We start from the raw sequence: 25,508 nt of genomic DNA, 5'->3' as shown, positions 1-25,508 counted from the left end.
ACTACGGATGGCGTTCCCGCCAGGATTCGAGCCTGTGGCACCCGCTGAAGGAGAGCAGAAACAAACGTTGACTATGGCCTCTACCTGCAATTTTGTCCTCGCGGTTCTCCGTGGTGCCCTCCTGAACGCAACCAGGAGCAGCATTCGGATCACGGAGCGGTCAAGAATTTTCGGCCTGGCACCTGGGCGTGTCTCGGACTCGAGGTTTCGGGCCGGTGGGCGCCGCGCACGCTGGTCGCACACTCCCGGCGCTCGTGTAGACCAGCCTGAGGTTTCGGATGGACACGAGACTCGGCCGGGAAAAACGACGTAACGTGGCAGTCGGGACTGGCGACTACGCGTCATTCGCCCGGAAGAGCTACATGCTTGAGGTTAACTTTAAGTGACCGAAGAGTCACTATGAGCGACTTCGGCCTCGGTTGCAACAGAGATCAGAGGACGCGGCTATGACCACGTCCAGCAGTAGGGGGAAGCCCGACAAATCAGTCGCGCGCTCACTGAGGTAGGCGGGACGACGCAGCGAGGCGCTGTTCGAGGGTGTCGGGTCCGTTAGATCGGTGTTCGTCGATAGGGTCAGGATTGTGACAGCTGAGGAAGGCCGCGGAGTCGTGATGGCAGTGCCCGAGCCGGGCCAGGTCGTCAACATCCGGGGCGCCAACTGGGCAGTGACCGGTGTGCAACAGCAGAGTCTGCCGCGTAGCGCGCAGGACGACGCAGTGCAGCAGCTGCAGCACGCCGTGAGTCTCCAGTCTGTCGAGGACGATCGGCTCGGGGACGAGCTTCGCGTCGTCTGGGAGCTTGAGCCTGGCCGTAGCCTGACGCCACCCCAAGGTCTCCCTATCGATATCGAGGCCGGGCGGTTCGACCACCCTGCCCGATTGGCGGCATTCATCGACGCGCTCCGGTGGGGCGCGGTGACCAGCGCGGATGACAGTACGCTTCAAGCCCCGTTCCGTTCCGGCGCAAAGATCGAGCACTACCAGCTTGAGCCGCTTGTGCGTGCGCTCCGCGCTCCACGAGTCAACCTTCTCCTGGCCGACGATGTCGGCCTCGGCAAGACCATCGAGGCCGGCCTGGTCATGCAAGAGCTCTTTCTCCGACACCGTGCCCGCACCGCCATCGTAGTCTGTCCAGCCGGTCTGACCTTCAAATGGCGGGAAGAGATGGCCGAGAAGTTCGGCCTCGACTTCGCCATCATCAACTCGGACACGATGCGCGAGGTCCGCCGCAGCCACGGAGTCCACGCGAACCCTTTCGCACTCTTCCCACGCATCATCGTCTCGATGTCTTGGCTTCCAAGTGCGCGTGCTCAGCGTCAGCTCCGCGATGCCTTCCACGCCCACGAGCGTGGCGCCTCCCGGTTCGCCTACGATGTCCTCGTAGTCGACGAGGCCCACCACGTTGCCCCGAGCGCGCCAACGCGGCGTGACAGGGTCGGTCGCACCCAGGGGTACGCCGTAGACTCTCAGCGCACCATCGCAGTCCGCGAGCTCGCCGAGAGAAGCGAGCACCGCCTCTTCCTCTCGGCTACGCCCCACAACGGCTACACCGAGTCCTTCACCGCGCTTCTGGCGATGATCGATTCGCAGCGCTTCGTTCGCGGCACTGCGCTCGATGAGAAGGCGCTTAAGGAGGTCGCCGTACGTCGCCTCAAGCGAGACCTCAAGGGTCGCTTCGTCCAGCGTGAGGTCAAAGCACTGCTTTATGAACCCACCAAAAGCGAGTCCGAGGCGTATGAACGTCTCTTGGCCTTTACCAAGCGCAGAGACAAGGCCGTCGCCGACACCAGCAAAAGCCGCACCGCTAAGGACATGGCGACGCTGCTGCTGAAGAAGAGGTTCTTCTCCTCACCGGCCGCCTTCGCCAGGACCCTCGATGTCTACCGACAGACCCGCGCCGGTGGCCTCCCGAACGACTTCGACCGCCTCTACGACGAGATCGTCGGCCTTGATGCTGACGAGACCGAGGAAGGCAAGGTCGAACAGCCGGAAATGCAGACGCTGCAGAAGACCAAGAACACGCTGTCGCCGCTCACCGACGAAGACAAGCAGGACCTCGAGTGGCTGGCCAATTGGGGCCACAAGTACGACGCCCGCCCCGACGCCCGCCTCGAGTCGCTACTCACCTACCTCGAAACGGTCTGCCGACCGAATGGCGACTGGAACAACGAGCGCGTTGTGGTTTTCACCGAGTACGTCGACACCCTCGACTGGATCCGCGACATCCTCCGCCAAAGGGGCTGGGAAGCTGACCGGATCGACGTCATCGCCGGCAGCACGGACCCTGAGCAGCGCGAGCTGATCCGTGAGCGATTCAACGAAGACCCAGCCAAGGAGGCGATCCGCGTCTTGCTCGCCACCGACGCAGCCGGAGAGGGCATCGACCTGCAGAACCACTGCCATCGGCTGGTCAACTTCGATATCCCGTTCAACCCCAATCGGCTCGAGCAGCGGATCGGCCGCGTCGACCGCTACGGTCAGACCATCGCACCGGAGATCCGTCATTTCCAGCCCGTCGTAGCCGACGACGACCTGGCAGCGGATGTCGACCTCCTCGCGAGGGTAGCCATCAAGGTCTCGCAGATCATGAAGGACCTCGGCTCGGCCAACGAGATCATCGCACCGGACATCCAGCGCCAGCTCGGAGGCGTCGAGGTGATCCCGAAGAAGGCAAAGGCCGAAAAGGACCCGATGAGTGCCATGCTGGCCGGAGGTCGGGGAATGGGTGCCGAATTGACGAAGCTCGCCGATGAGCTCATCATCAGTCGAGACACTCTCCACTTGCGCCCAGCGAACTTGCAGCGCGTCGTCGAGACTGCCTTCGAGCTCGACCGCATCCCGCCGCTGGAGGAGGTCGGTTCAGCCCGCACCGACGTGCCGGTTTTCCGGCTTCCATCTCTCGATCAGTCCTGGGACCAGGTCACCCGCGGCCTGAGCACGCGTCTCGCCCCTGACAATCTCCGGCCGATCGCCTTCGATCAGCGGGTCCTCGCGCCGGCCGACGATGGCGGCGATCCGGACGTAGTCTACCAACACCTAGGCAGTCCTCTTCTCCAGCGAGCGACCAAGCGGCTCCGCGCTGCCCTCTGGGGCACCGAACGCTCCCTAGAACGCGTGACGGCCGTGGTTGTCCCTGATCTCGAGGAGTCTTTCGCCGCTGCGGTCACGCGCATGGTCTTGATCGGTGAGGCCGGGCTCCGGCTCCACGAGGAAGTCTTTCTGGCTGGTACTCGCCTCGCCAAGCGTCAAGCAGTGGGCGAGCGGAAGGCCGAGGCCCTGCTGGAGCAGGCGCTGGATGCCGACACGCTCCAGCAGCCACCCGAGTCTGTTGTCCGGCAGCTCGCCGACGCATGGAACAGTGACGACATCGACGGCATCCGCGCCCGCGTCGTCCGTGCTGTCGAGGACCGGGTCGCGCGGCGCCGGCGCGACGTCGAACAGCAGCTCGCCGAGCGGCACGAAGCCGAGCGCGGCCGGGTGCAAGCGATTTTCGATCGCTTCGGTCACACTCTGACCGAGGCGCTGCGCCAGGCAAAGCAGCTTGCCGACGATGACCAGCTTACCCTCTTCGACGACGAACGCCGCCAGTCCGAACGCGACCTGCGCCAGATCCGCGAACGTATCGAGGCACTCGGTGACGAACGTGAACGCGAATTGGCGGCTGTCGACGCCCGTTATGCCGACATCCGACCTCGCACGTTCCACGCCGCCGTGGTCTTCGCGCTGTCACCCGAGGACGCCGACGCCGGGGAGGTGACCATCCGATGAGCAAGCGCCGTAAGACTGATGTCGACCACTCGTGGCTCGATCAGTTCGAGTCCGAAGGGCCATTCCTGAGCCTCCCAGTGGTGAAGTCAGTCTGGCCCACCGGCGTCGACCGGCTCGGAGATACCGGCGACCGCGCCATCACGTTCAAACAAGCGTACGCTGACTGGCTGCGCGCCTATGACGCCCGAACTCCAGACAACCGCGACGAGTACGCCGAGACCACCCGCTTCTGGATCGACACGGTCCTCGGTCAGTTGGCCGACTGGGAAGGTCTCCGGATCCCCGCCACAGATCTCCCGTCTGACCTCGAAATTCGCTCCCCGGGCGAACACATTCGTATTCGTTCGGATGGCGCCCTCGAAGGCCGCGATACCGGCTACGCGGCACTGCTCCGCATCGTCGAGCCGAGCGACGACCTTCGCGGCCCAGGCCTCGACGGTTGGTCCGCCACCGAGATCGACCGCACGGCGGCGCTTCTCCGCAAGGCGGATGTAGAGATCGGCATAGTGACTGACGGCCGTTGGTGGGCCATCGTCTGGGCGCACCGCGACAAGCCGACCGGGTCTGCGGTCACCGACTCCGCAAGCTGGGGCGAAGAACACCTGGTCCGCGATGCCTTTCTCACCCTGATTGACCAGCGGCGATTCCGCGCCAAAGATGCGGACGAGCGACTTCCGAAATTGCTCCAACGCAGTGAGCTCGAGGCTGAGGAGATCACTGAGGCCCTTGGTACTCAAGTCCGGAAGGCAGTCGAGCTCCTTATCGGTTCCTTTTCCCGAGCTCGATGGGAGACTCTCGCGGCTGGCGATCCGGACCCTTTGCCCGAGAAGGACGACGACGTCTATCAGGCCGCCGTCACCGTGATGATGCGCGTGGTCTTTTTGCTCTTCGCCGAGGAGCGGGCAATGCTCCCCGTCGAGCGGCTTTATTGGGATTTCTACGCGATCCGTGACGTCCTCGACGGCCTGCAGAAGCGAGCCGCCCACGGAGAGGAACTCCTCGACGAGACCTACGATACTTGGCATCGTTTGCTCGCTGTCAGCAATGCCCTGCACGGCGGCGCCAACCACGACGAGATGCGGATGCCCGCCTACGGTGGCAGCCTGCTCGATCCTGCGCGTTTCCAATGGCTCACGGCGACCGATGACACGGGTCTGCGCATCAAGGTCAGCGACCGCGTCATGCTTCACGTCTTGAAGTCGGTTCAGGAAGCGGTTGTCCGAGGCGAACGCCGTCGCATCTCCTTCCGCGACGTCGACGTTGAGCAGATCGGTTACATCTACGAAGGCCTCCTCGGTTACACCTGCACGACCGTAGAGAAGGAGGTCGTCATCGGCCTCGACGGTAAGGACGGCGAAGAACCCGAGATCGACGCTGCCACGTTGCGCGAGCTATACGACGCCAGCGCCGACGGCAAGTCCTTCGCCACGGCGCTCCGCGACTGGGTGAAAAAGCACCAACCGTCCGCGAAGCCGGCCACCGTGGGCAAGATCGCCAAGGCTTTTGACGCCGAGCTCACAGAGGAGGAGCGCGCCGAGGTCATTCGACAAGTCAGCCCCATCGTGAGGGACGACGGAGTTCTTCTCGGTCTCCTCGTCGAGTGGAGCGCGCTGATCCGGCGCGATCTGCGCGGTATCCCGCTCGTGGTCCCGGTCGGCGGCCTGGTCGTCACCGAGACTCCGTCCCGCAAGCACGCCGGCGCCCATTACACGCCACGCGTGCTGGCCGAGGAACTCGTCCAGCACGCGTTGGAACCGCTGGTCTACGAACCGGGACCGCTCCAGGGGAATGATCGCGACAAATGGCGGCTGAAGGGGAGTACAGCGATCCTCGACCTCAAGGTCGCTGACATCGCGGCCGGCTCCGGCGCGTTCCTCGTCGCTGCAGCACGATTCCTCGCCGATCGGGTCGTCGAAGCGTGGACCGCTGAGTATGCGATCACCACGGAGGAGAGGGCGAAGCCCGGCCGGGCCCATGAACGCGCCATCCGCGAGGTCGTCGCCCGCTGTTTGTACGGCGCCGACATCAACCCGATGGCCGTCGAGATGTGCAAGCTTTCGCTCTGGTTGGTCTCCCTCGATCCGACGAAGCCATTCTCTTTTGTCGACGACAAAATTTTCTGCGGCAACTCACTGCTCGGCATAACCAATATTGAACAATTGAGGCGTCTGCACATCTACCCTGATGAGAAAGAGAACGATCTCATCACTGAGCTGGTGGATATAGACGTCAAGTTAACCGAAGCGACTCGATTTCGTGGGAAGCTCACCAACCCTGTGGCGGAGAACGACCCGATGCGTTCAAGGGTTGGCAAGGAAAGGCTGCTTCGCCAGTTCCAGGAGGTCACGTCTGACCTTCGCAACTTAGCCGACGGGGTCATCGCTGCTGGACTAATCCACGGCGGCAAGCCCGCCGGAAGGCTCGATGACGCCTATGTCGCCTTGTCCTGGGCCCTCTCTGTGGCCTATTCGCGCGACCGTTCCAAAAGGAGCCGGTCTAAGTTGGACTCGATTCTTGAGTGTGGCCTGACTCCTACGGTCGAGACCGATTACGCGCGCTGGCAGCCGATCCACTGGGTAATCGAGGTGCCGGACATCATGCTCCGCCGCGGCGGATTCGATGCCATCGTCGGAAACCCGCCATTCCTGGGCGGTCCGAAGCTTACCGGCGCTATGGGCACAAATCTCCGGAACTGGCTAGTGAATGTTATTGCCGCCGGACGGCGCGGCAGCGCCGACTTGGTTTCCTACTTCTTCCTTCGAGCCATGTCGCTACTCAATAGCGATGGTGGCCTCGGTCTCATTGCGACGAATAGTATTGCGCAGGGTGATACTCGCGAGGTCGGTCTCGACGCCATGACGGAGACTGGGTTTAATATTACCCGGGCAATTCGATCCCGTACTTGGCCGGCGACCGGCGCTAACCTTGAGTATGCGGCAGTGTGGGGAACGAGGGGGCGGATTTCGGACGAGGTCGCTCGGTTTTGTGACGGTGTCTATGTTGGAAGGATCTCGACTTTGCTGGAGGCGGAAGGTCGCGTCACGGGCAATGCCCTCTCGTTGGCGGAAAATGCGCACGTCGCATTCGAAGGGCACAAGCCATACGGCACGGGCTTCTTGGTGACCGCCGATGAGGTTCAGGAGTGGCTATCCGAAGAAGCGAACCAAGCGGTCCTCTTCCCGTTTCTGAGCGGTGAGGACCTCAATCGTCGACCCGATATGAGTGCTGTACGCTGGGCGATTGACTTCAATGATCGCTCGGAAGAAGAGGCGCGTCGCTATCGCGTACCATTTCGTCGTGTGGAGGAGGTTGTCAAGCCGGAACGGCTGAAGGTGAATCGTAGGTCGCTCCGGGAGCGATGGTGGGTTTATGGTGAGAGGCGACCGGCTCTTCGGCAAGCGATCGCGTCTCTCTCAACCGTTCTGGTGATCGTCAAACACAGCAGTTCTGTAATGGCTGTTCGGGTTCCAACTGGCCAGGTTTTCAGTCATGCGCTGACGGTGTTTGCAACGGATTCATTCTGTGATCTATCCGTTCTGGACTCAAGCCTTCATCAGATGTGGGCTGTCAAGTTCGGCTCGACCATTCGTGCGGATGTTCGCTATACGGCCTCTGGGGTGTTCGAGACCTTTCCGCGTCCCGAACCGACTCGTCTTTTGGAGGTAGTGGGACGAAAACTTGACGAAGAGCGTCGCGAAATAATGCTGCGTCGGCAGCTGGGTCTGACAAAGCTCTATAACCTGGTGAACGACCCTGAGGTCGAGGGGGATGAGGATGTGGACCGAATGCGCCAGATTCACGTCGAGGTCGACGAGGAAACGATGAATGCCTACGGCTGGGAGGAACTCCCGTTGGACCACGGCTTCCACACCTACCGCCAGATGGAACGCTGGACCGTCTCGCCAGCAGCGCGCGTCGAGATCCTCGACCGCCTCATGGAATTGAACCAGGAACGCGCACGCCGAGGGTAAGATCTGCCCGATCAGGGTCAGCTGTTCAAAGTAGAGGACTGAGGTAATGCGGCGTAGCCTGGCGGGGGTATGAGGCCCGCAGGTCTAATCGACGCTGGCGAAGCGAAGAAGCTCCTGTTCGTTGGTGTCCTTGCAGCGGTACGGGCGCCGACGAGATCGTCGCAACTGGCCAGCTGCCGGTCCGGAGTGCAGGGCAACTCGGCGCTGCCCCTTCCGACGAGCGAGCGGCTCGATTGCGTGTCAGCCCGATGTGGCAGATTGGACGGTACGCGGATCATGGGAGGACTCGCTGATGACTGGCATGTCGTCGACCCAGGTGCGGGGCGATCTGGTCGATCTCATCGAGCAGGAGTTGCTCGGGCCACGTGAGGGTGCCGAGGAGGAGATCCTCGGCACGCCGCGGGCACAATATAGCGTCGGGGCGTTGGCGCCGGTCACCATCGATCCGGAGCAGGCGATTGCCACGACAAGTGAGACCGCTGCAGACGAAACTGGTGACCCGGCCGAGACTGGTGAGGCCATCTCAGACGTCGACCGGGAGCACCTGCCGCAGCAGGGGGTGCCGGTCGACACGGACCAGGAGACTGGAACGGCCGATGACGAAGAAGATCGCGACGAAGGGCCGAAGGGCGCCCTGACACATCCGTCGTCCATGGGTTTGCGGTTCCAGGTACCGCGGAACTGCGGCGTACTCGCTGTGATAGCTACTTGGGGAAGGTACGAAGGCCGTCGGCGGGAGAACGAGGGCGGGCGCAAGATCCTCTACTCGCAACGGACGCCGTTCGAGCGGTCGGTCGAAATCGACGTACAGGACCCCGGCGAGCACGTAATTCTCAAACCTATTGAGCTCGATGATGACGTCACTCTGCGGGTCGAACTGTTCCCGCTCCCGGATCGCATCATCGTCGAGATCGCACTCTCCAATGACCGGGTCACTGGCATGGATGCGCCGCCGAAGGACTGGTTGTTTCAGACCAAGCTGAAGGTAAAGTCAAACAGTGGCGGGGCTATGTTCCTGCCCACTCGGGATGCCATGGAGGATAGCTACGACGAGGACAACGACGAGCGGCGACGCTTGGACCTGCAGTACCGGCATCGGCTGGAATTCGCGATCGGCCGGACCTGCTCGGCTACCTGGACCGCCGATGAACAAACGCGGAGAGCTGTTTCGGTCGAGACCACATGGCTCCCCACAGCTGACGTGGCGCAGACCGTGCCGGGAGCTGCCGCCGGCGCAATCACGGCGATGAAGGTGCTCGCCCAGCTTGAGGCCGACGGCGCCGAGGCGGCATTCGGGCCGTTGATCGACGGGTACTCTGCTTGGCTCGCCGGACAGCAGGCCATCGCGGACAACGAGTTGCCAGAGCACCTGCGGGAGACTGCTGAAGACGCGATCGGGGAGGCCGAGGTCGTCGCGGAGCGGCTCCGCGAAGGCATGGAACTTCTGAAAAATGACCAGCAAGCCCTGCAAGCGTTCCAGTTCATGAACCGAGCCATGCGCGACCAGCGCATCCACAGCCAGGTTGCCGCAGCCCGGGCCAGCGACGAATCCAAAAAGATCAACGACGTCCTCGCCGAACTGATCGCGCGGGAGCCTGACGACCCGTCGGTTGCGTCTTGGCGACCGTTCCAGCTCGCGTTTGTACTGCTGCAGCTGCCGGCTCTCACCGATCCGGCGCATCCCTACCGCAGCGGTGGCGCGGCCAACGTCGAATTGCTGTTCTTTCCGACCGGCGGTGGCAAAACGGAAGCCTATCTCGGACTCGCGGCATATACCTTCGCGATCCGGCGGTTGCAAGGCAAGGTCGAGACCGACGACGGTATGCTCGATGGGGGCGATGGCGTCGCCGTCCTCATGCGCTACACGCTGCGCCTCCTCACCTCACAGCAGTTCCAGCGCGCTGCTGCGCTTGTATGCGCCGCTGAGCTGATCCGACAAGAGGACGCTGTGACCTGGGGCGAGAAGCCATTTAGTATCGGCCTCTGGGTGGGTTCGGCTGTCAGCCCCAAACGCTACAAGGATGCCGAGCGCCAGGTAATCGAAGCCCGCGGCGAGAACTCGTGGCGTGCCCACGGTCTCACGGTTTTACAACTCCAGCGCTGTCCCTGGTGCGGCACCAAGATCGATCCCAAGCGTGACGTCGTCGCCGACCCCAATACCGAACGAGTGCGGGTCTACTGCGGTGACCACAAGCGCGGCGACTGTGCGTTCTCCGTCGACGGCGACGCCGACGGTGCACTTCCCATCACCACTGTCGATGACGAGATCTACCGCAACCCGCCTACCTTTCTCCTCGCCACGGTCGACAAGTTCGCGCGCCTCGCCCGCGAAGGCGAGGCGGCCAGCCTGTTCGGGTACGTCGACGAGTGGTGTTCCCGGCACGGCTACCGGCATCGCGACGCCCGCGGCGGGTGCGGGCAAGCGCAATCACACAATATGAAGGGCAAGCTCCCGAAGGTCGTCATGCAGAAGGTCGACCGACTCCGTCCACCGGATCTGATCATCCAGGACGAGCTGCACCTCATCACGGGTGCGCTCGGCACTGCTGTCGGCGTCTTCGAAAACGCCGTCGACCTGCTGTCGTCTTACTCTCGCGAGGGCGTGATGATCCGCCCGCTTGTAGTCGCCTCCACCGCGACCGTCGCCAATGCCGACCGGCAGGTCGAAGCGCTCTACGGTCGGGGAGTCGACGTGTTTCCGCCTCAGGTGCTTGACGTCCGCTACACCTACTTCTCCGAGGAGAAGCCGGTCTCCGACGGTGCCCCCGGTCGGAAGTATCTCGGCGTATGCGCCCACGGCATCCGGCTCACCCTTGCCGAGATCCGGCTCGCCGAAGTACTGCTGCTCGCCGGGCAGAAGCTGCTGGACACTCACGGCGATGCTGCCGACCCTTACCTGACGACCGTCGGTTACTTTTCCGCTGTCCGCGAGCTAGCCGGTATGCGGCGCTACCTCGACGACGACGTCACCATTCGTGTCACGGGTAACACGGAGCCGTTTCCGCGCCGCACAACCGACCGCGAAGGATTGGAGATTGGCGAGCTGACCTCGCGCATCTCAGCTGAGGACATCTCCAAGACTCTCGACAAGCTGTCACGACCGTTCAGTCGCCGGTGGAGCACACAGGGCCGAGCGGAGCACCGAGCGGCGGTCGCCGACGCAAAGAAAGCCGGGAAGACACCGCCGCCGTGGGGGGAGAAGCCCTACGATGTGGTCCTCGCCACCTCGATGCTGCAGGTTGGCGTCGATGTGCCTCGGCTGGGTCTGATGCTCGTCGTGGGGCAGCCGAAGAACACCGCGGAATATATCCAAGCATCCTCACGGGTCGGCCGTGACGCGAAGAAGCCCGGGCTCGTAGTGTCGCTGGCGAACTGGTCGCGGCCGCGCGACATGGCTCACTTCGAACAGTTCCGGCACTACCACGAAACCTTCTATGCTCAGGTCGAGGCCCTCAGCGTCACGCCGTACTCCGACACTGCGATGGAGAGGGGCCTGATGGGCGTGCTCGTCAGTGTCGCACGGGTCAGTCAACGATCGCTGTCCGCGGAAGGTGGCGCCGGACAGCTCCCCAGCGAGATGCCGAGGGTGCAGAACTTGGTCGAGCAGCTGGTTCACCGCGCGGGCCCGGCGGCGGACACGCCCGAGGCTGCCGATCGGATGCGACTCAAGCTACTGCAGCGGCTCGACCGCTGGCACGACAAGGCCGCGGAGGCCAATGGACAATTGTTCTACGAGCGCCGACCACAGAATAAGGTTGGCTGGCCGCTACTGATCAGTCCTGAAACCAAGTTGCCCAAGCAGGCCGACCGGGTGTTCGTCGTCGCCAACTCCATGCGCGAGGTCCAGCCCGAGATCAACTTGTTGGTGAGCCCCAGCCTCGAGCGGCTTGCCTTCAAGGAGCCACCGGACCGACCGGAGTGGGAGTTCCCTGAGGAGGTTTCGCAGTGACTCAGCAGACCGCGGACGACGGGCTCGTCGTCGTACGCGAACCGGTCACCGTCGGTACCGCCGAGTTGGACCCGGGTGGGGACGTCGAGCAGAACAACCCTAAGAACCGCGCACGTGTCGGCTCAATCCGCCCATCCGCGATGCTTTACACCAACGGCATCGGTGCCACCATCGACCTGCCCCACCTCGCCGTGATGCCACACGGCCTTGAGGCCTGGGATCGGATCTACGCCCGCCGCCCGATCATCGACGTAATCCTCGAGAGGCGTCTCCTGGAACTCGTCCGTTCCCACCTCGGTGGCCAGGTTAGCGAGCTCCGCAAACCGCCGTGGGCTCCAGAGGAGAAGGACTATGCCGGCAGCGACGCCGTCGACCTCGGCATACCCAGTCGCATCTTCCCGCAATGGCTCCGCTGCACCGGCTGCGGGCTGCTCGCGCCAGTCTCACACGAACTGTTCGCCTACCAGAACACCAACCGCTACCGACCTGACCAAGCGAAGTTCGTGCATAAGAAATGTAAGGGATTCCAGGGCAAGGGAGGTGGCTCTGACCAGGCCGTCGTTCCAGCGAGATACCTGATCGCATGCGTCGCTGGCCACCTCGACGAGTTCCCATACGTCGCCTGGGTACATCGTGGTCGCACGTGCGCGAGCGGCGACGCATTCCCGCAGCTTCGTATGCGGGAGTGGAAGAGCAACATCGGTCCGGACGTCCAGCTCATGTGCCTCTCCTGCGACTATCGGCGTGGTATGCGGGAAGCGACCGGGCGCGCAGCGGAAGACAAGCTCCCGTATTGCCGCGGACGCCATGCGCATCTCGATGCGTTCTATCCATGTGAGCACCAAGGCCGTCTGATGATGCTCGGAGCGGCCAACCAGTGGTTCCCCTCCACACTGAGCCTGCTGGCACTGCCGCGTGAAGAAGCCGCGACGCCGGAGGAGATCGCACCCGACTTGCGCGCCCTACCCAAAGTCGCTTTGGATGGCCCGCAGGATGCATCGGCCATCGGCATGTTTCGGATGATGGCGTCGAGCATCGCCCAGACCGACGTGTTCGACGATGTTCCCGACGACGTGCTGTGGCAGGCTGTGCGGCTCGCCCGGGGCGATTCGTTGCCCAACGAGGCCACGTTACCCGAGAAGCGTGCTGATCCGAGGACGATTCTCGGTCCTGAATGGGCAGTCCTGACCGACGAGCAGAAGTACACCCGTCACTCCGGTATGGCCGACTTCCGCGCCGTACGTCGCGACGTCCCTGAGCTGTTGGCGGACGTCGTCGTCGAGACCGTTGCGGTAGAGAAGTTGAAAAAAGTCAATGCTTTCATCGGCTTCACCCGCATCGACGCACTCGACCGGATGGACGATGCACGGGAGAGGGTCGCGCCGTTGACGCGGAACGGGAGGCCAACCTGGGTACCCGCCACCGAAGATCGGGGCGAGGGGGTCTTCCTGCGCTTCGACGAGTCCGTGATCGCCCCATGGGAAGAATCAATCGAGAATCTGAGGGTGTGGTGCCGGTTCAAGGAGGCACACCGACTCAACTTCAGGCGTCGCACCAGTAGGACGGCGGACGCCCTCGACCCTGACGATCGGTTTCCGCCGCCGCGCTACTGGGCAATCCACACCTTGTCGCACCTGCTGATCCGAGAGGCGGCAATGTCGAGTGGCTATGGGTCGGCGAGCCTCACCGAGCGGATCTATGCGTGGAAGGGCGACGATGATCACCTGCCCGCCGCGGGGCTGCTGATCAGCACAACAGCGTCCGACAGTGAGGGAACGCTCGGCGGCCTTGTGGAGCTTGCCAAGCCAGACAAGCTCGAAGACTTGACTGCAAAGGCACTCCGTCGAGGACTGCGCTGTTCGTCGGATCCGATCTGCGGTCACCGAGTGCCCGAGGGAAAGGAGGAGTTCCTCCACGGAGCCGCCTGCCACTTCTGTCTCTTCCTCAGCGAAACCAGCTGCGAGCGGACCAACCGGTTCCTCGACCGGCGCATGTTGCTCAGGCTCGTGGAGGATCCGAAGGTCAAGACTCCCGGACTGTTCGAGCGCCTGGTCGAGGTGCGCTGAGGTGCCTGCGATCGCACGGTTGGGGGAGCTACTCACGTCGGAGGAAGCTGGGCGCATCGCGGCCGATCTCCGGCAGCGCCGCCGCCCGAACCTCGCGGCGAAGAAAGCCTACCGCGTCAACCAGGTCGAAGTGAAGGTGCTGCTACGGGAGCTAGTGGGCAGCGATGCTGATGTTGACTGCGCTGTCGCGGCGCTCGAAGGCATAGCGGCGGTTCCGCGGGTCGCGCGCCCAGACATCGTGTGGACGAACCCTCGCGACGTGCCTGGTGCCGAAGGGCGCACGACCAAGGCTGCCCTCGACCTCATCAACCGGGCAGAAGGTTCGGTGTATGCCGCGACATATTCGGCCAGCTGGGGTTCCCCGCACCTGGTCGCGCTGCGAAACGCGCTCAAGCGCGGCGTCGACGTCACGGTCGTGGTCGACACTGCCCAACGTCGTGATACAGCGGAGATGATCTCCGATATGCTTGCTGGGGCGCAGATCTGGACGCTCGAGCAGCCCGCGAACGACACCTACGCCGTCCAGCACGCCAAATTGATCACAGTCGACGACCGTGAGGCCCTGGTCACCAGCGCCAACTTCTCCAAGGCAGCCGCCGAACGCAGCCTTGAGTGCGGTTTACTGAGCACCGATATCGCGATCTCCACCGGCCTGCGCGAGCGCCTGGAGCTGCTGCACCAGTACGGCGTGCTGGTCGACCTGGACTGACAGCAAGGAGGAGGACGGAGATGGCGCGGCTGAGGAGCTTCGAGAAGGGCACACAGAACGTCAAGGCGCATCCCACCGAGGTAGACTGCTTCCATCAGGTGATCACGGCAGCGGACGGCACGCGGCTCCTGCACCTGACGACCTTCGGATCGGACAGTCGGCGTAGCGGTCCGAAGAGTAGTCAGTCGCTGCAGATCGATGAGTCGACTGCGCGAGAGCTTATGGCAGTCATCAGGGCAACCTTCCCGAAGATCGAGTAGCAGCGGAGCGGTGCCTTGCTTCTTCCCTCAAATCACTCGAGGATGTTCCTGTGAGGTCAGTGGGGCTGTTTTCAGGTATCGGTGGGCTCGAACTCGGACTGTCTAGGGCGGGGATCGAGACTCAGTTGCTGTGTGAGTACTGGGAGCCTGCGGCCACCACCCTCCGGCGACGGTTCGAAGCACCTGTTGTAGGTGATATCCGCGAACTCGAAGTCTTGCCTGATTGTGATGTGGTGACCGCGGGCTTCCCCTGCACCGATCTGAGCCAGGTCGGCCGGACGGCGGGAATCACAGGCGGCGAGTCGGGGCTCATCCGCGAGGTCTTTCGTCTGGTTGCTGATTCATCACCGACATGGCTGGTCCTGGAAAACGTCCCCAATATGTTGACGCTCCATGCTGGGGCACCGATCCGCCACATCACCGAGTGGCTTGACGAGAATGGCTGGAACTGGGCTTATCGGACGGTGGACTCTCAACACTTCGGCGTACGACAACGCCGTCGCAGGGTCTTTCTCGTGGCCTCTCAGAGCGAGGATCCCCGCCGGATTCTTCTCGCCGATGAGGTTGATGCGCCTGTCGCCCAGAAGCGCCATAGCGCCTACGGCTTTTACTGGACCGAGGGCAACCGCGGCATTGGCTGGGGCGAAGGAGTCACGCCGACTCTCAAAGGCGGCTCAAAACTCGGCATCGCCTCGCCTCCTGGCGTATGGATCCCCGGTGCGGAGATCGGCAAGGCGATCTGCCGTCCCAGCATTTGTGCGGGCGAGCGGTTGCAAGGGTTCAGGGCGGGCTGGACCGAGGGCGCCGGCAAGCTCGGAGAGCGCTGGAAGATGGTTGGTAACGCCGTCACGGTGCCCGTGGCGGAATGGATTGGTCGTCGTCTCGTGTCTCCGGGGCAGCCTGTGGACGTCGGTCGCTCTGTGCTGACCCGGGGAGGACGCTGGCCGGCTGCTGCGTCGTCCGTGGCCGGAGAGCGGGAGGCATGGCAGCTCAGTGAGCGGCCGATCGTCGTACGGCCGCGCATGTCGCTGGCGGCACTTCTGGACCGCTATTCCTCCGAGCCGCTCAGCCTCGGGGCGACAACCGGCTTCACCGGGCGGTTGAAAGCCAGCAGCTTGCGACGCAACGATCATTTCGTGACAGCACTCGACATGCACATCGCCGCCATGACTGCGAATTGACGCGCCCGAGCCACTCGACGACCACGTACGGCGGCGTATGCCACACCGACGCCTCCTTCGCGATGCCCACCCGAGCGTGGCATCCGGCGCTGCCCACGGGCGAGGGTTACGACACCGCGTCGACCAACGAACGAAACCCTGCGCTTCGTGTACGGGTGACAGCGTGTTCGCTCGGCCGGAGGTCGTTGTCTTCAGCGAGACGCTGCGCAAATGGATCCCGCAGGCCGAGGTGGTTCTGCTCGCGGGCCGGGAACAGCCACACATCAGGTTCACCGTTCCCGCGACGTGCATTCGAGCCCCCGCGTCCTGTAGCCGCGTCATCACGTCCGACTACGGAACGAAGGGTACGCACGCGGCTGGATCGGTGCCCCCGGCAGGATTCGAACCTGCGACACCCGCTTTAGGAGAGTGGGCGACGACGACTCCTAGGGTCTCTACCAGCAACTATGTCACCATCTTTGGCGGCCGTGACCCCAGATTTCACACCGTTAGACGCAGTTTCGGGTCACGACACGGGTCATGGACGGCGCGCGGAAGTGTGGTACATATCACCGATGGACTTGGGCGTGTCCGATGAGCTCCGCGTCCGCGCACGGAGTCTTCCTCTACTGCAAGCCAGCGCCCGAGCCCGGTGCCGGCAACTTCCAGGCCGTGGTCGACCGTTACCGCGACACCAGCAATCCCATGTGGCTGCGCGACTGCGGCACCATCGCCGGCTGGCTGGACAGCCCGGGATGGGAACTGCTCACGCCCGGCATCGTCCATCCCCCGACTGGCGTCCCACCCTGGGACGCGGCTGGACGCCGAGCAGGAAGACGCGCGGCCGTACATGTGGGCGGGCGTCACCAGTAGAACCTGACCAGCTTGATCCCTAGCCGTCCGCAGGCAGGGGAAAGCTACACGCCGGTCGCCGTCCCGCCGGCGATCGGTATGGGTGGAAGCGAACCGGGAGGGCCGTCGATGGCACGCCGCAAACGCGCACCTGTCTGCAAACCGATCCCGTCCTCGTCGTCCCACCCGGCGGCCGGGACGGCGCGGGACATCGCGCTCGATTTACCCGACGACCTCGCCGCCGCTGTGGTCATCAAGCCTGCCGCGGCTGCCGATGAGTTGTGGATCGATCGGCTGCGCCGCGAGCACCTGCCGTATACCCCGCGTGAACGCCAAGCCCCGCAGGCCCGCGACGATGCCCTCCGATCCCCGCTGGCTCACCTGATCAAGGCCGAGATCGATGCGACGCCGATCGGGCTGCTGTACACCCATGCCCTCCACGAGCTCCCGGTTCCCACTGAAGTGTCGCTGCTCAAGTGGCTCGTCGTCGACCCACGTGCACGCGGCCGTGGAGTCGCTACGGCCCTGATCGCGTTCGCTCGTGCCCAGTTGCTGGCGGGGACGCTGTGGATCGGTGGCTGCGCGAGTGCCGAAGCCGACTTCTACCGGAACCAGGGTTTTCGGGTCTTGGCTGCCAGTGAACCGCTGATCTCGCCGAAGCTGCCGGGTCCGCTGGGCAACAACAACCGGGACGCGCCGCGCTGGTTTTTTCAGCAGCTCTGAATTTCAGAAGAGGCATCAAACTCTATCGGGTCGCTTGTCCGAGTTCCTGGGACGCGCGTCCTGCTGTGCGAGGGTTGCTCCAATGCCCGCAGGCGGTCGATCGGCGAGCGCATTGACGTCGACAGGCCGGACCGGGGCGCCGGCTACGGCGGGTTGGATCTCCAGGTGCGCGTCGTTGTGGATCCGCCGTGCCGCGTGAGTCAACAACTCAGACAATGTGTAGTCGACACTGGTCATGCTGCTCTGTCCGGGGACGATGGTGCGCGGCTGCTGGCGACGATGTCCCATCGCCGGGTGAGCTCTGCGGAGACGGCCTCTAACAGTGGGTCGGCGCGGGGGCCGTGCCAGTAGTTGGCCCGGCCGGCAGCTCGGTGAGACGATACGCAGCGACGAATTCGCTGCCGCTGACGGTGAGGACAATGTCCGGCTCGTTGTCGGCGATCGGCTCGGATGCACGCTCGACGAGGCCGAGGCGCAATGCGATGTGGAGGTGAGCCTCGAACCCAGCAGCGAGCCGAAGTGGGTGTAAACGTCGCCACCCGGGCGGGCGGCACCGACCACGATGGCCGGACGTGCGTCCACGAGGTCACCCTGCTGCCCCTCCGTTCGTCCAGCCAGGTCTGCAAGCCGCGGGGCGGGCGGCTGCGATGACAGGAACGACCGTACCGTTCAGCGCCACCTTGGTTTGCGGGAAGACGCTCACCAGAGCCAACCGGTGCGTCTGGCTCGCCCACGCTGACGTCGCGATCGGCGCGGCATCGGGCTGTACCGCGTCGACGGACAGGCAGGTTCATCACGATATTGCCGGCTGATGCGTACTGTCCGGGAGTGGACACCGACAGCCTGCGTGCAGCCTCTGTTCCAGACCTGCTGGGCTACTACGCGGCGATCCTGCAGGAGCTGCGCCGCCGCGAAGTCATCAGGACCGGGAACGCTCCCCTGGGGGATTACGCTGAGTACCTCACTGCCCGCGTCTACGAGGGAGAGCTGGAGCCGAATTCGGTCAAGTCCTACGACCTCGAAAGTAAAGACGGGAAGCGGGTGCAGGTCAAGGCGAGGATCGTCGGCCCGAACACCGGCGCAGGCGCGATCTTCTCGGTCTTCCGCTCGTTCGACTTCGACATCGCTGTCTTGATTGCCTTCGACCACGCTACCTACGAGGTGCTCTGGGCCCGCGAGGTGCCGGCCGCCGACATCGAGGCCGCCGGCTCGTTCTCTGCGCACGTCAACGGGCACCGAATCCGGATCGCCGCAGGTAAACACCTCGGAACCGATATCACCCCGCGATTCAAGGCAATACTGTCTGCGTAGTAAGGCTGGGGCGGCGGTCAGCCGATGTCTACAGCAGAAAGCGACGCTGGCCGGGGGACTGCGCTCGGCACTGGACCTGCGGAGTACGCGAGCGGCGCCAGGCGATCATATACTTCTCCAGATCATCGGTCTCGGTTGATCTGGGAGCCAGGTCAGCCGGCCGAATTCGGAGGCCCCGTCACTGTTGGCGTCTCGCCTGACAGCCCGGCGCAATGGAGCAGTTGGGCGTGTTCGTAGTTAATCCGGTTGTGGGTGACGAGCGCGGCCAGCCAGGCCTCTACCGCGCCCGCGGTGCCGGCGTCGACTTCTTCGCGCAGTTCGCGAATCCGAGCATGCTGGGCGAGCACGTTGATGAGGCCTGCGGCCGCTGGACCGTCGCCGTCGAGGAACTCGTTGGCGTAAGTGAAGGAACGGAGCAGGGATATGGCTTCGTCGACTCTGCCGAGCTGAACGAGAACGTCGCCCAGCTGGCTGGCAGCCAGTGTGTCTCCGTGCTCGACACGTGGACGCAGGAACGCGAGAGCCTCGTCACTGCGGTCGTGTACAACGAGGTAATCGATCCAGGTACCAGCGTAATACTCAGTGTTGGCCGCTCGGTCAGCGAGCTCGGCTTCCCTCTCGTGTGCTGCAAGCAGGCTGCACAGGTGCATCTCGGCGAAGTCGTCGCCCTCATCGGCGAGTTCGGTGAGGAAGCGGATCGCATCGTCGAGGTTGCCGCTGGCGACCATGCGGTCCGCGAGTTTCACCACGGCGAAGGAGTTGTCCTCGGCTGCCATCGCCAGGTCGTCCAAGTCTCCGGAGGTCTTCGCGAGCTCGGCGAGTTTGGCGTTGGCCGACCACTCCCCGGTGTCGGCAATGTCGCGAAGCCGGTCGAGGTCGGTCTCGGCGAGGTATGCCGCGCGCAAGTCGTCGGCATCGTCGATCAGTGCGGCGCTGCAGGTGTCCAGGAAATCCGCCGCGGCCGAGGCGTCGCCGCCGGACTTCAAAATGTCGACAAACCGACAGAGCTCATTGCTTGTGAAGATGGTGAGTGGTTCTTCGTGTACGACGGTTGTCTCGTCGACCGGGGGTTGGCGGGCTGGGCCGTACTCAGCCTCGGCCGCGGCGAGGCGCCCGCCAGCGAACTGATCTCCCGCGGCCGCCCTCCTCCGGAGGTCGTCGAGATGCTGGCTGGAAAGGTTCAGGTCGTCCAGGCGGCCGCGGGCTAAGAGGTCTCCGTGGTCGGCGTGGGCTTGAAGCGCCTCGGTGTCGCCGCGTCGGGCGAGGACTTCCGTCAGCCATGCCCGTGCCAGCCAATCACCTGCGTCCGCGTCGTGTTGAAGCGCGGATACATCGTCGTGTTCGGCAAGGAGTCTGGCCAGCATCGCCCTGGCGCGCGCGTCGGTGGAGTGGGCGCGGAGAAGGGCTGTCGCCTCGTCGAGGCGGCGTTGCCGCACCAGCAGGTCGATGAGCTCATGGGCGGCGTCTCCGCCGCGGGCCAGGCACGCGCGGAAGCACGTCTCGGCGTGGCGAAGGCGCAGTCGGCTCTGCGCAGCATGGCCAATCCGTCGCAGGGTCTGCGTGTCGGCGGTGTGGCTGGCAAGGCTTTTCCAGGTGGAGTCAGGTGGACATGTGGCGCGGCGTGTGCGGCGGCCGTGCTGAAACAGGTAGTCGGCGACGGTGTAGCCGGCGAGACTGCCCATCGTTCCGGCGTCGACCGGGCTGAGCGCTGAGGTGGCCCCGTGGAGCACCGTGGTTGCGTAGGTGACGGCTCGCTCGAACCAGTTCGCGGGCGCTGATGCGCGTTCGGAGGCGTTCAGATACCCGGGTGCGGCGTCATGAAGGTAGCCGGACGATAGCGGGGCGTCGTTCCCCAGACGGCGCGCGTCGATCGCGGCAGTGAGCACGGACTGGGCGTAGGGCGTCGGAGCCTGCTCCCACCACCGCACGAGCTGCGGGCCGGCGGCGAGGAGCTGGATCATGCCTCCATCGGCGCTCGCGGCCAGCGCGACCCGCAGCCGAGGGTCGGCCTCCGTTAAGGCGTCGGCGCGGCTGCGTTCCGCGGGGGATAGGTCTTCCGAGACCTCTATTACAGTCGCCATGTCCAGCAGGTCCCGGGCGTCCGCGTGCGGGTCAGCGGCGCCAGGCACGCGTGGCGCGGTGCGGGCGGCGTAGTCCTCGGGCCACATCGTGGCTGCGAGAACCACGCCGGAGTCGAGCAACCTGCGCGCAGCCGTCGAACTGACGTTGTGGCCTGCGGCGAAGTGCTTCTGCAGGTCGTCAAGCCAGACGACCGTGCCGGGCCCTGCCGCCTCGAGCCCGCTGACGACGTCGCCGGTGATGTCGGGTACGAGCAGCCAGTGGCTGTCGAGCTCGGCGCGCACACCCTCGTAGAGGCTGCGGGTCTTGCCGGCCGACGACGGACCGAGCAAGAGCACGAAGGCACCGCCGTCCGCGGAAGCCAGCGCCTGGCGTAGCCGGGTGTCGAAGTCACGTGGGACGTAGATCGGCACATCTCCGGTTGCTCCGTCGACCTGGATCGATGCATGAACCCCCAGCCGTCGCGGGTCGGCGTTGGCAACCTGAACGGCTCCCGCGGGCGGGGCAGATCCTGAGGCGCGTGCGCGTTCCAGCGCCGCGATCCACAACGCCACGTCCGCTGGCGTCACCTCGCAGACCTTCAGGAACGTCAGCAGCCTCTCCTGCTTCGGCAGCCGCCTGCCGTTGATCATGTCGCTGACTGTGGACCTCCGCAGAGGCGCCCATGCCCGACCGCCGGCGCGACGGGACAACGCCTCTGCTGACCGTTGCAAGTCCTCCAGTGACAGGCCGCGTCGCTCGCGGAGACGGTTGAGGCTGTCGGCAAGCTGCCGGGGGGTCTCGATCACCATCGGATCGACCGCTGTTTCCCTGCCGTCACCCACCGACTGCGCTCACCTCCTCTCCCGTGCCCTCCGAGAACAGACTAGAAGACCATCGGCTTACATCAGCGAACCTGCAGGTCAAGGCCATCGCCGCTGTGGCCGCGCCTTCCGATTTCCTCCGAGATGGTGGCCGGAGACCTCGTGAGGGCGCTGAACTGGCGATCACGACGGACGCGACAGCGAGGCGTCGTCAGGAGCAAGGAGGTAAGGCATGGGGCCGAGTGGACGTCATCCGCACCGCCTGCGCGGCGGTCGTTCAGCCTTCTCGAGGCGGCGGCCCTGCCGGACGGCGTCGGCCCCGGAGGGAGGGGCGCAGTGGGTATGACGAGGTCGGCGAGCGCCGGTCAAAAGAGGGGGTGTGTCGCACCCGCTGTCGCGCAGCCCGGACCGGTCTACTTGTAGGCGCCGGTCCCGTGGTTCCTCGTGCTGCAGCCGAGGGAGCACTCCGAGCCCCGGCTTCGCCAGACACCAGTGTGGCGGCGCTTCGGAGAGTGGGATAGGTGAGTTGATCTTGGAAGACAACCGAGATCAGCGGAGTGATGTGCAGAAGAACCGGATCACCGTCACGATCTCCGGATCGGTGACCATGACGGCAACCCGGCTGGTGACCCTGCTGGTGCTGGTACTCACAGGACTCGCAACCCTGTACCCGCACTGACCGGTCATCCACTGCGCACTCGGCGGGGTTCGTGGTCCGACACGAGCCCCGCCGAGCTTCATAATGCAAGCTCAGCGCGTTGACAGCGCCATGTCAACCACTGTAAACCCGACCATGATCAATATTCCGCATACGGACTCGCTCGGCGAGGCGCGGCTGGCCCACAGTCGTCACAGCCACGATTGCGGCTCGCCCTAGAGGCACTTAGTGAACCTGGGGAGCGGTCGGTCATGAGCGTGCAGGCTCTTGCCCGTAGCCACTTGTCGCCCGGCCAGCGACAGCAGGACAGCATTCTGGTAGGCGGATGCCGTCGGGCACCTGCCGGGACAATGCGTCTACAGCGGGTGACTTGAGTGGGGATATGTCAATCATCTGCTGATCCGTGTAGCTCGCCGCTGGACGCGTCGGTCATATCCGCAGCTAGACCTGTGAACGCAACACATCTGCCCTCTCCGGAGTAATCCAACCAATGTTTTGCAGGCGGCCAACGAGTGCCGAAAAACTAACACGCATCGTTTTTGCGACGGCATGTATCTGGGTGCGAGACAAAGCGCTGATTGCAGGTGCGTGAAGTGCGGACGTGGCTGCATTTAGCATTGGCAGCGGCGCAAGGAAAGCTGCGGCGAACGCGTTTGCTCGCCGCTCAATCTCGACTGGAGCCCATTCTCCGCTGGCAACTATCATTTGTGTTGCGCGGTCCTGATCTAATAGTAGATGCCCGAGTTCGTGGGCGAGTGTGAATCGCTCGATAGCGTCAGTGACGCCTAGTTCAAAAGAATCATTAACGACAATTCGAGCCGAGCCATCAACGCCAAGCATGCTGACTGCTCGCACACTTCGATCCTTGATCTTCACGTGGTCAATGTGAACCTCAAGGTCTTGTAGAATCTCTTTAACGTCTACAATCCGACCTTTTTGTGGCGCTAGTAGTCGCCAAGCCTCCTCACCCAGGACGCTACCTTGTTCTCCTGGGGTGAGCCCTGCTAGCTCCACGTCTTGCAAAATTTTGATGCCTGCTTCCTGCAGTCGCTTGGTGCCCTGGCAGCTGGGCGTTCCCTGCAGTAAGGCTTGGTACAGCGTTGCCACGTCATCGGCGGCGATGGTCGGGGAGAGTGAGCCAAACAGCAGTGCTGCAGGGCTTGCTAGTTCAGCAAGCCCCCCGCCGACCAACGACAGGGATTCGGACTGGTTGAGCTGTTCGCGGAGGTGGGCGGGTATTGCGTCGCGTACGTCCTGCCACAGCTGCCGGAAATCCTCGACTTGTGCGCCGGCGCCACTTAGCCAAGCCACGCGTGCAGGGCTACTGGATTCCATGGGCAAGGAATCCAAGCGTTCCTGTAGTTCGCGATACCGTCTGTTATCCGGATGCCGCCGCATAAGATGGGCATTAAACATGGTCACGGCGTCGTAGAGGGTGTTGGCAACGTCTTCCACGGCGATGCGCTCTATGGTGCGCCGCTGGGTGAAGGTAACGCCCCAATCCGCGCCAGCGAGAGGGTCGGAGCCGACAGAAAATTCAACACGGTCTCCGTCTCGGCGAATGTAAAGGTCTGGAAGGAGGGCGCCGGGCGCACTGGCACGCAAGCTGTGACGCTGCACCCAGGTCTCCACGGCCTCCGCAAGTTCGATGCTGTTATCTGTCGATGCCTGAAACTCGGCGAGCATCGCTGCGTGCTGGGAACCCCGTGCCGCGTTCGGTCCGGCTGCGGGCACAGGCATCCGCTCCTCGTGCAGTAAGGGGTCCCACTGCTCAACGAGCCATTCCAGGATGGGTAGCAAGTACCAGTGCGCGCCTCGCAGTACTTCGCCTTGCACGACGTGCTCGCAGACGTTAGCGCCGCCCACCCAGATCGACAATGCGCCCCAGGTCAGCCTCTCGTCCGGATCGACCATCCAGTCGGCAACGTCGTCGGCGACAAGCGCAAACTCGACGGCGAAGGACGCCGTGTCGCCCGTCAAGTATCGCCACGTGACCGATGACATGTCAGCCCCTCTTCCGGATCTTGCTGATCAGGCCTTTGTCGACCCATTCCTTCTGGATTGCTACAGGCACTGCGCTCCACGGCACAGGGAACCCGTGCCACACGACCTCCTGGCCATCGCCAGGGTTCTTCACGTTCGGGTGAGCGCAGTAAGCGTGGTCACCGTCAGTGGCATACCGCTTGCCTGGATGAGCTGCGTCCGGGGTTGCGCCCGCGAACAGTCCGGCGCCATCCACCCCTGGTGGACACAGGGTGCCTTTGGCGCCTGGCTGCCACGGCTGCTTGTGACGAGGGTTACCCACGTATGGCTCGGTCACTCACACCTCTCCTCAGACGACAAAAAGCCCTGACGAGCGGCTGTTGGTGCAGCCACACGCAGAGCTTTGTAGCGAGCATAGCAGCCGTGCATCCACGGACCAACCCAAGATGATCTCGGTCCACGCTAGAGCTGCAATGCTGGTGGCAACCTGCTGGGTCGATGGAGTTGTTTGGTGCGCTGCTGCACGAGAGTCTCGGTCGGGCCGCCGGAGCCCTAGTGTCAACGTTCAGCACAGTCGTTGACGACGATTATCGTGCAGTGCGCTGAGCTCAGGTACGGCCAGGTGAGTGTTGCGGCAGATGGCACGGATCAGCTAGGCAGTCGCAACCAAGAACCGGCGATGACCTGCTGAAACGTCACTCTTGCTGCCGCGATGTGGCAGTCGGTCCCGGGTGATATCCGAGAACACCGGTACGGGAAGTGTGGCGTTGGACTCAGTCAGGTTGCGATCTTGCGCAACGAAGCCGTTTGAGCTGAGGAGGAGGGTGCTGACCTCACGGTGCCGATACACGATGGACAGGGGTGTCCGCCTTGCGAGCTTGGAGACAGGAGGGGCTCGGTCGTCGGCGGACCCAAGGCAAGTCCGTGGGCTCCATTCAGCTGGTAGGTACGTGACGGTCCTTCAGATCGCAGCTCGATGAGGCCTGCTGCGGATAGACCGAGATGGGTGATGTTACGGGCGGATGCGGGGCCTCGATGATGGTCTCCGGTCGATCGAGGGGCACGAACCCTCTTGCCAAGGACCTATGGGCCCGCCCCTCAAACCGGCCTGCCTATCGCGCAGGGCGGCACCCAAGGCCGGCAGGGCAATCCGTTGGCACCTGCTTGGCGGGCCCGGATCGCTCGGCAGAGACTCTCCTGTGCTGCGGCACTGTGAC

At 63.9% G+C, this 25,508-nt stretch carries 13 protein-coding genes; 11 read left to right on the top strand and 2 right to left on the bottom strand.

Features of this window, described 5'->3' with window-relative positions; all coding sequences use genetic code 11:
• Window positions 1-611 precede the first annotated feature (611 nt).
• The 10 genes from drmD (at window position 612) to QRY02_RS32180 (ending at window position 18,768) form a co-directional block, all read left to right on the top strand.
• Window positions 612-3,767, top strand: coding sequence for a DISARM system SNF2-like helicase DrmD (gene drmD / locus QRY02_RS32225; protein ID WP_285986582.1), 3,156 nt, complete (start codon window positions 612-614; stop codon window positions 3,765-3,767).
• The gene (locus QRY02_RS32220) at window positions 3,764-7,738 is read left to right on the top strand and encodes an Eco57I restriction-modification methylase domain-containing protein (RefSeq protein WP_285986581.1); all 3,975 of its coding nucleotides are present in this window, start codon (window positions 3,764-3,766) and stop codon (window positions 7,736-7,738) included. The genes drmD and QRY02_RS32220 overlap by 4 nt, the downstream gene beginning before the upstream one ends.
• Window positions 7,739-8,030: 292 nt before the next feature.
• Entirely contained in the window at window positions 8,031-11,687 is a 3,657-nt protein-coding gene (gene drmA, locus QRY02_RS32215; protein WP_285986580.1) for a DISARM system helicase DrmA, read from the top strand.
• A complete protein-coding gene (gene drmB, locus QRY02_RS32210; protein ID WP_285986579.1) occupies window positions 11,684-13,753 on the top strand; it encodes an MrfA Zn-binding domain-containing protein in 2,070 nt (689 codons plus the stop codon). The genes drmA and drmB overlap by 4 nt, the downstream gene beginning before the upstream one ends.
• A gap of 1 nt (window position 13,754) precedes the next feature.
• Window positions 13,755-14,462, top strand: coding sequence for a DISARM system phospholipase D-like protein DrmC (drmC, locus tag QRY02_RS32205; RefSeq protein ID WP_285986578.1), 708 nt, complete (start codon window positions 13,755-13,757; stop codon window positions 14,460-14,462).
• 20 nt (window positions 14,463-14,482) lie between these two features.
• A complete protein-coding gene (locus tag QRY02_RS32200; protein ID WP_285986577.1) occupies window positions 14,483-14,722 on the top strand; it encodes a hypothetical protein in 240 nt (79 codons plus the stop codon).
• A 59-nt stretch (window positions 14,723-14,781) separates the two neighbouring features.
• Window positions 14,782-15,903 carry a DNA cytosine methyltransferase gene (locus QRY02_RS32195; RefSeq protein WP_285986576.1) on the top strand — a complete coding sequence of 374 codons (1,122 nt, stop codon included), beginning with the start codon at window positions 14,782-14,784 and terminating at the stop codon, window positions 15,901-15,903.
• A gap of 960 nt (window positions 15,904-16,863) precedes the next feature.
• Window positions 16,864-17,457: a GNAT family N-acetyltransferase gene (locus QRY02_RS32190; RefSeq protein WP_285986575.1), complete on the top strand. Its 594-nt coding sequence runs from the start codon at window positions 16,864-16,866 to the stop codon at window positions 17,455-17,457.
• 519 nt (window positions 17,458-17,976) lie between these two features.
• Window positions 17,977-18,108 (top strand): hypothetical protein, encoded by a 132-nt coding sequence (locus QRY02_RS32185; RefSeq protein WP_285986574.1) that lies wholly within the window; start codon window positions 17,977-17,979, stop codon window positions 18,106-18,108.
• A gap of 177 nt (window positions 18,109-18,285) precedes the next feature.
• Window positions 18,286-18,768 (top strand): DUF6998 domain-containing protein, encoded by a 483-nt coding sequence (locus QRY02_RS32180; protein WP_285986573.1) that lies wholly within the window; start codon window positions 18,286-18,288, stop codon window positions 18,766-18,768.
• 152 nt (window positions 18,769-18,920) lie between these two features.
• On the opposite strand, the gene QRY02_RS32175 is transcribed toward QRY02_RS32180, so the two are convergent.
• Entirely contained in the window at window positions 18,921-21,638 is a 2,718-nt protein-coding gene (locus QRY02_RS32175) for a helix-turn-helix domain-containing protein (RefSeq protein ID WP_502874285.1), read from the bottom strand.
• 544 nt (window positions 21,639-22,182) lie between these two features.
• On the opposite strand from QRY02_RS32175, the gene QRY02_RS32170 reads away from it, so the two are divergent.
• On the top strand, window positions 22,183-22,329 hold the full coding sequence (locus QRY02_RS32170; RefSeq protein WP_285986571.1) for a hypothetical protein: 147 nt from the start codon (window positions 22,183-22,185) through the stop codon (window positions 22,327-22,329).
• Window positions 22,330-22,749: 420 nt separating this feature from the next.
• Here QRY02_RS32170 and QRY02_RS32165 read toward each other — a convergent pair whose 3' ends face one another.
• Entirely contained in the window at window positions 22,750-24,312 is a 1,563-nt protein-coding gene (locus tag QRY02_RS32165) for an ImmA/IrrE family metallo-endopeptidase (protein WP_285986570.1), read from the bottom strand.
• Window positions 24,313-25,508 lie beyond the last annotated feature (1,196 nt).

The organism is Amycolatopsis sp. DG1A-15b (assembly GCF_030285645.1).
GTDB lineage: Bacteria > Actinomycetota > Actinomycetes > Mycobacteriales > Pseudonocardiaceae > Amycolatopsis.
This window is presented reverse-complemented; position numbering and strand designations above follow the sequence as displayed.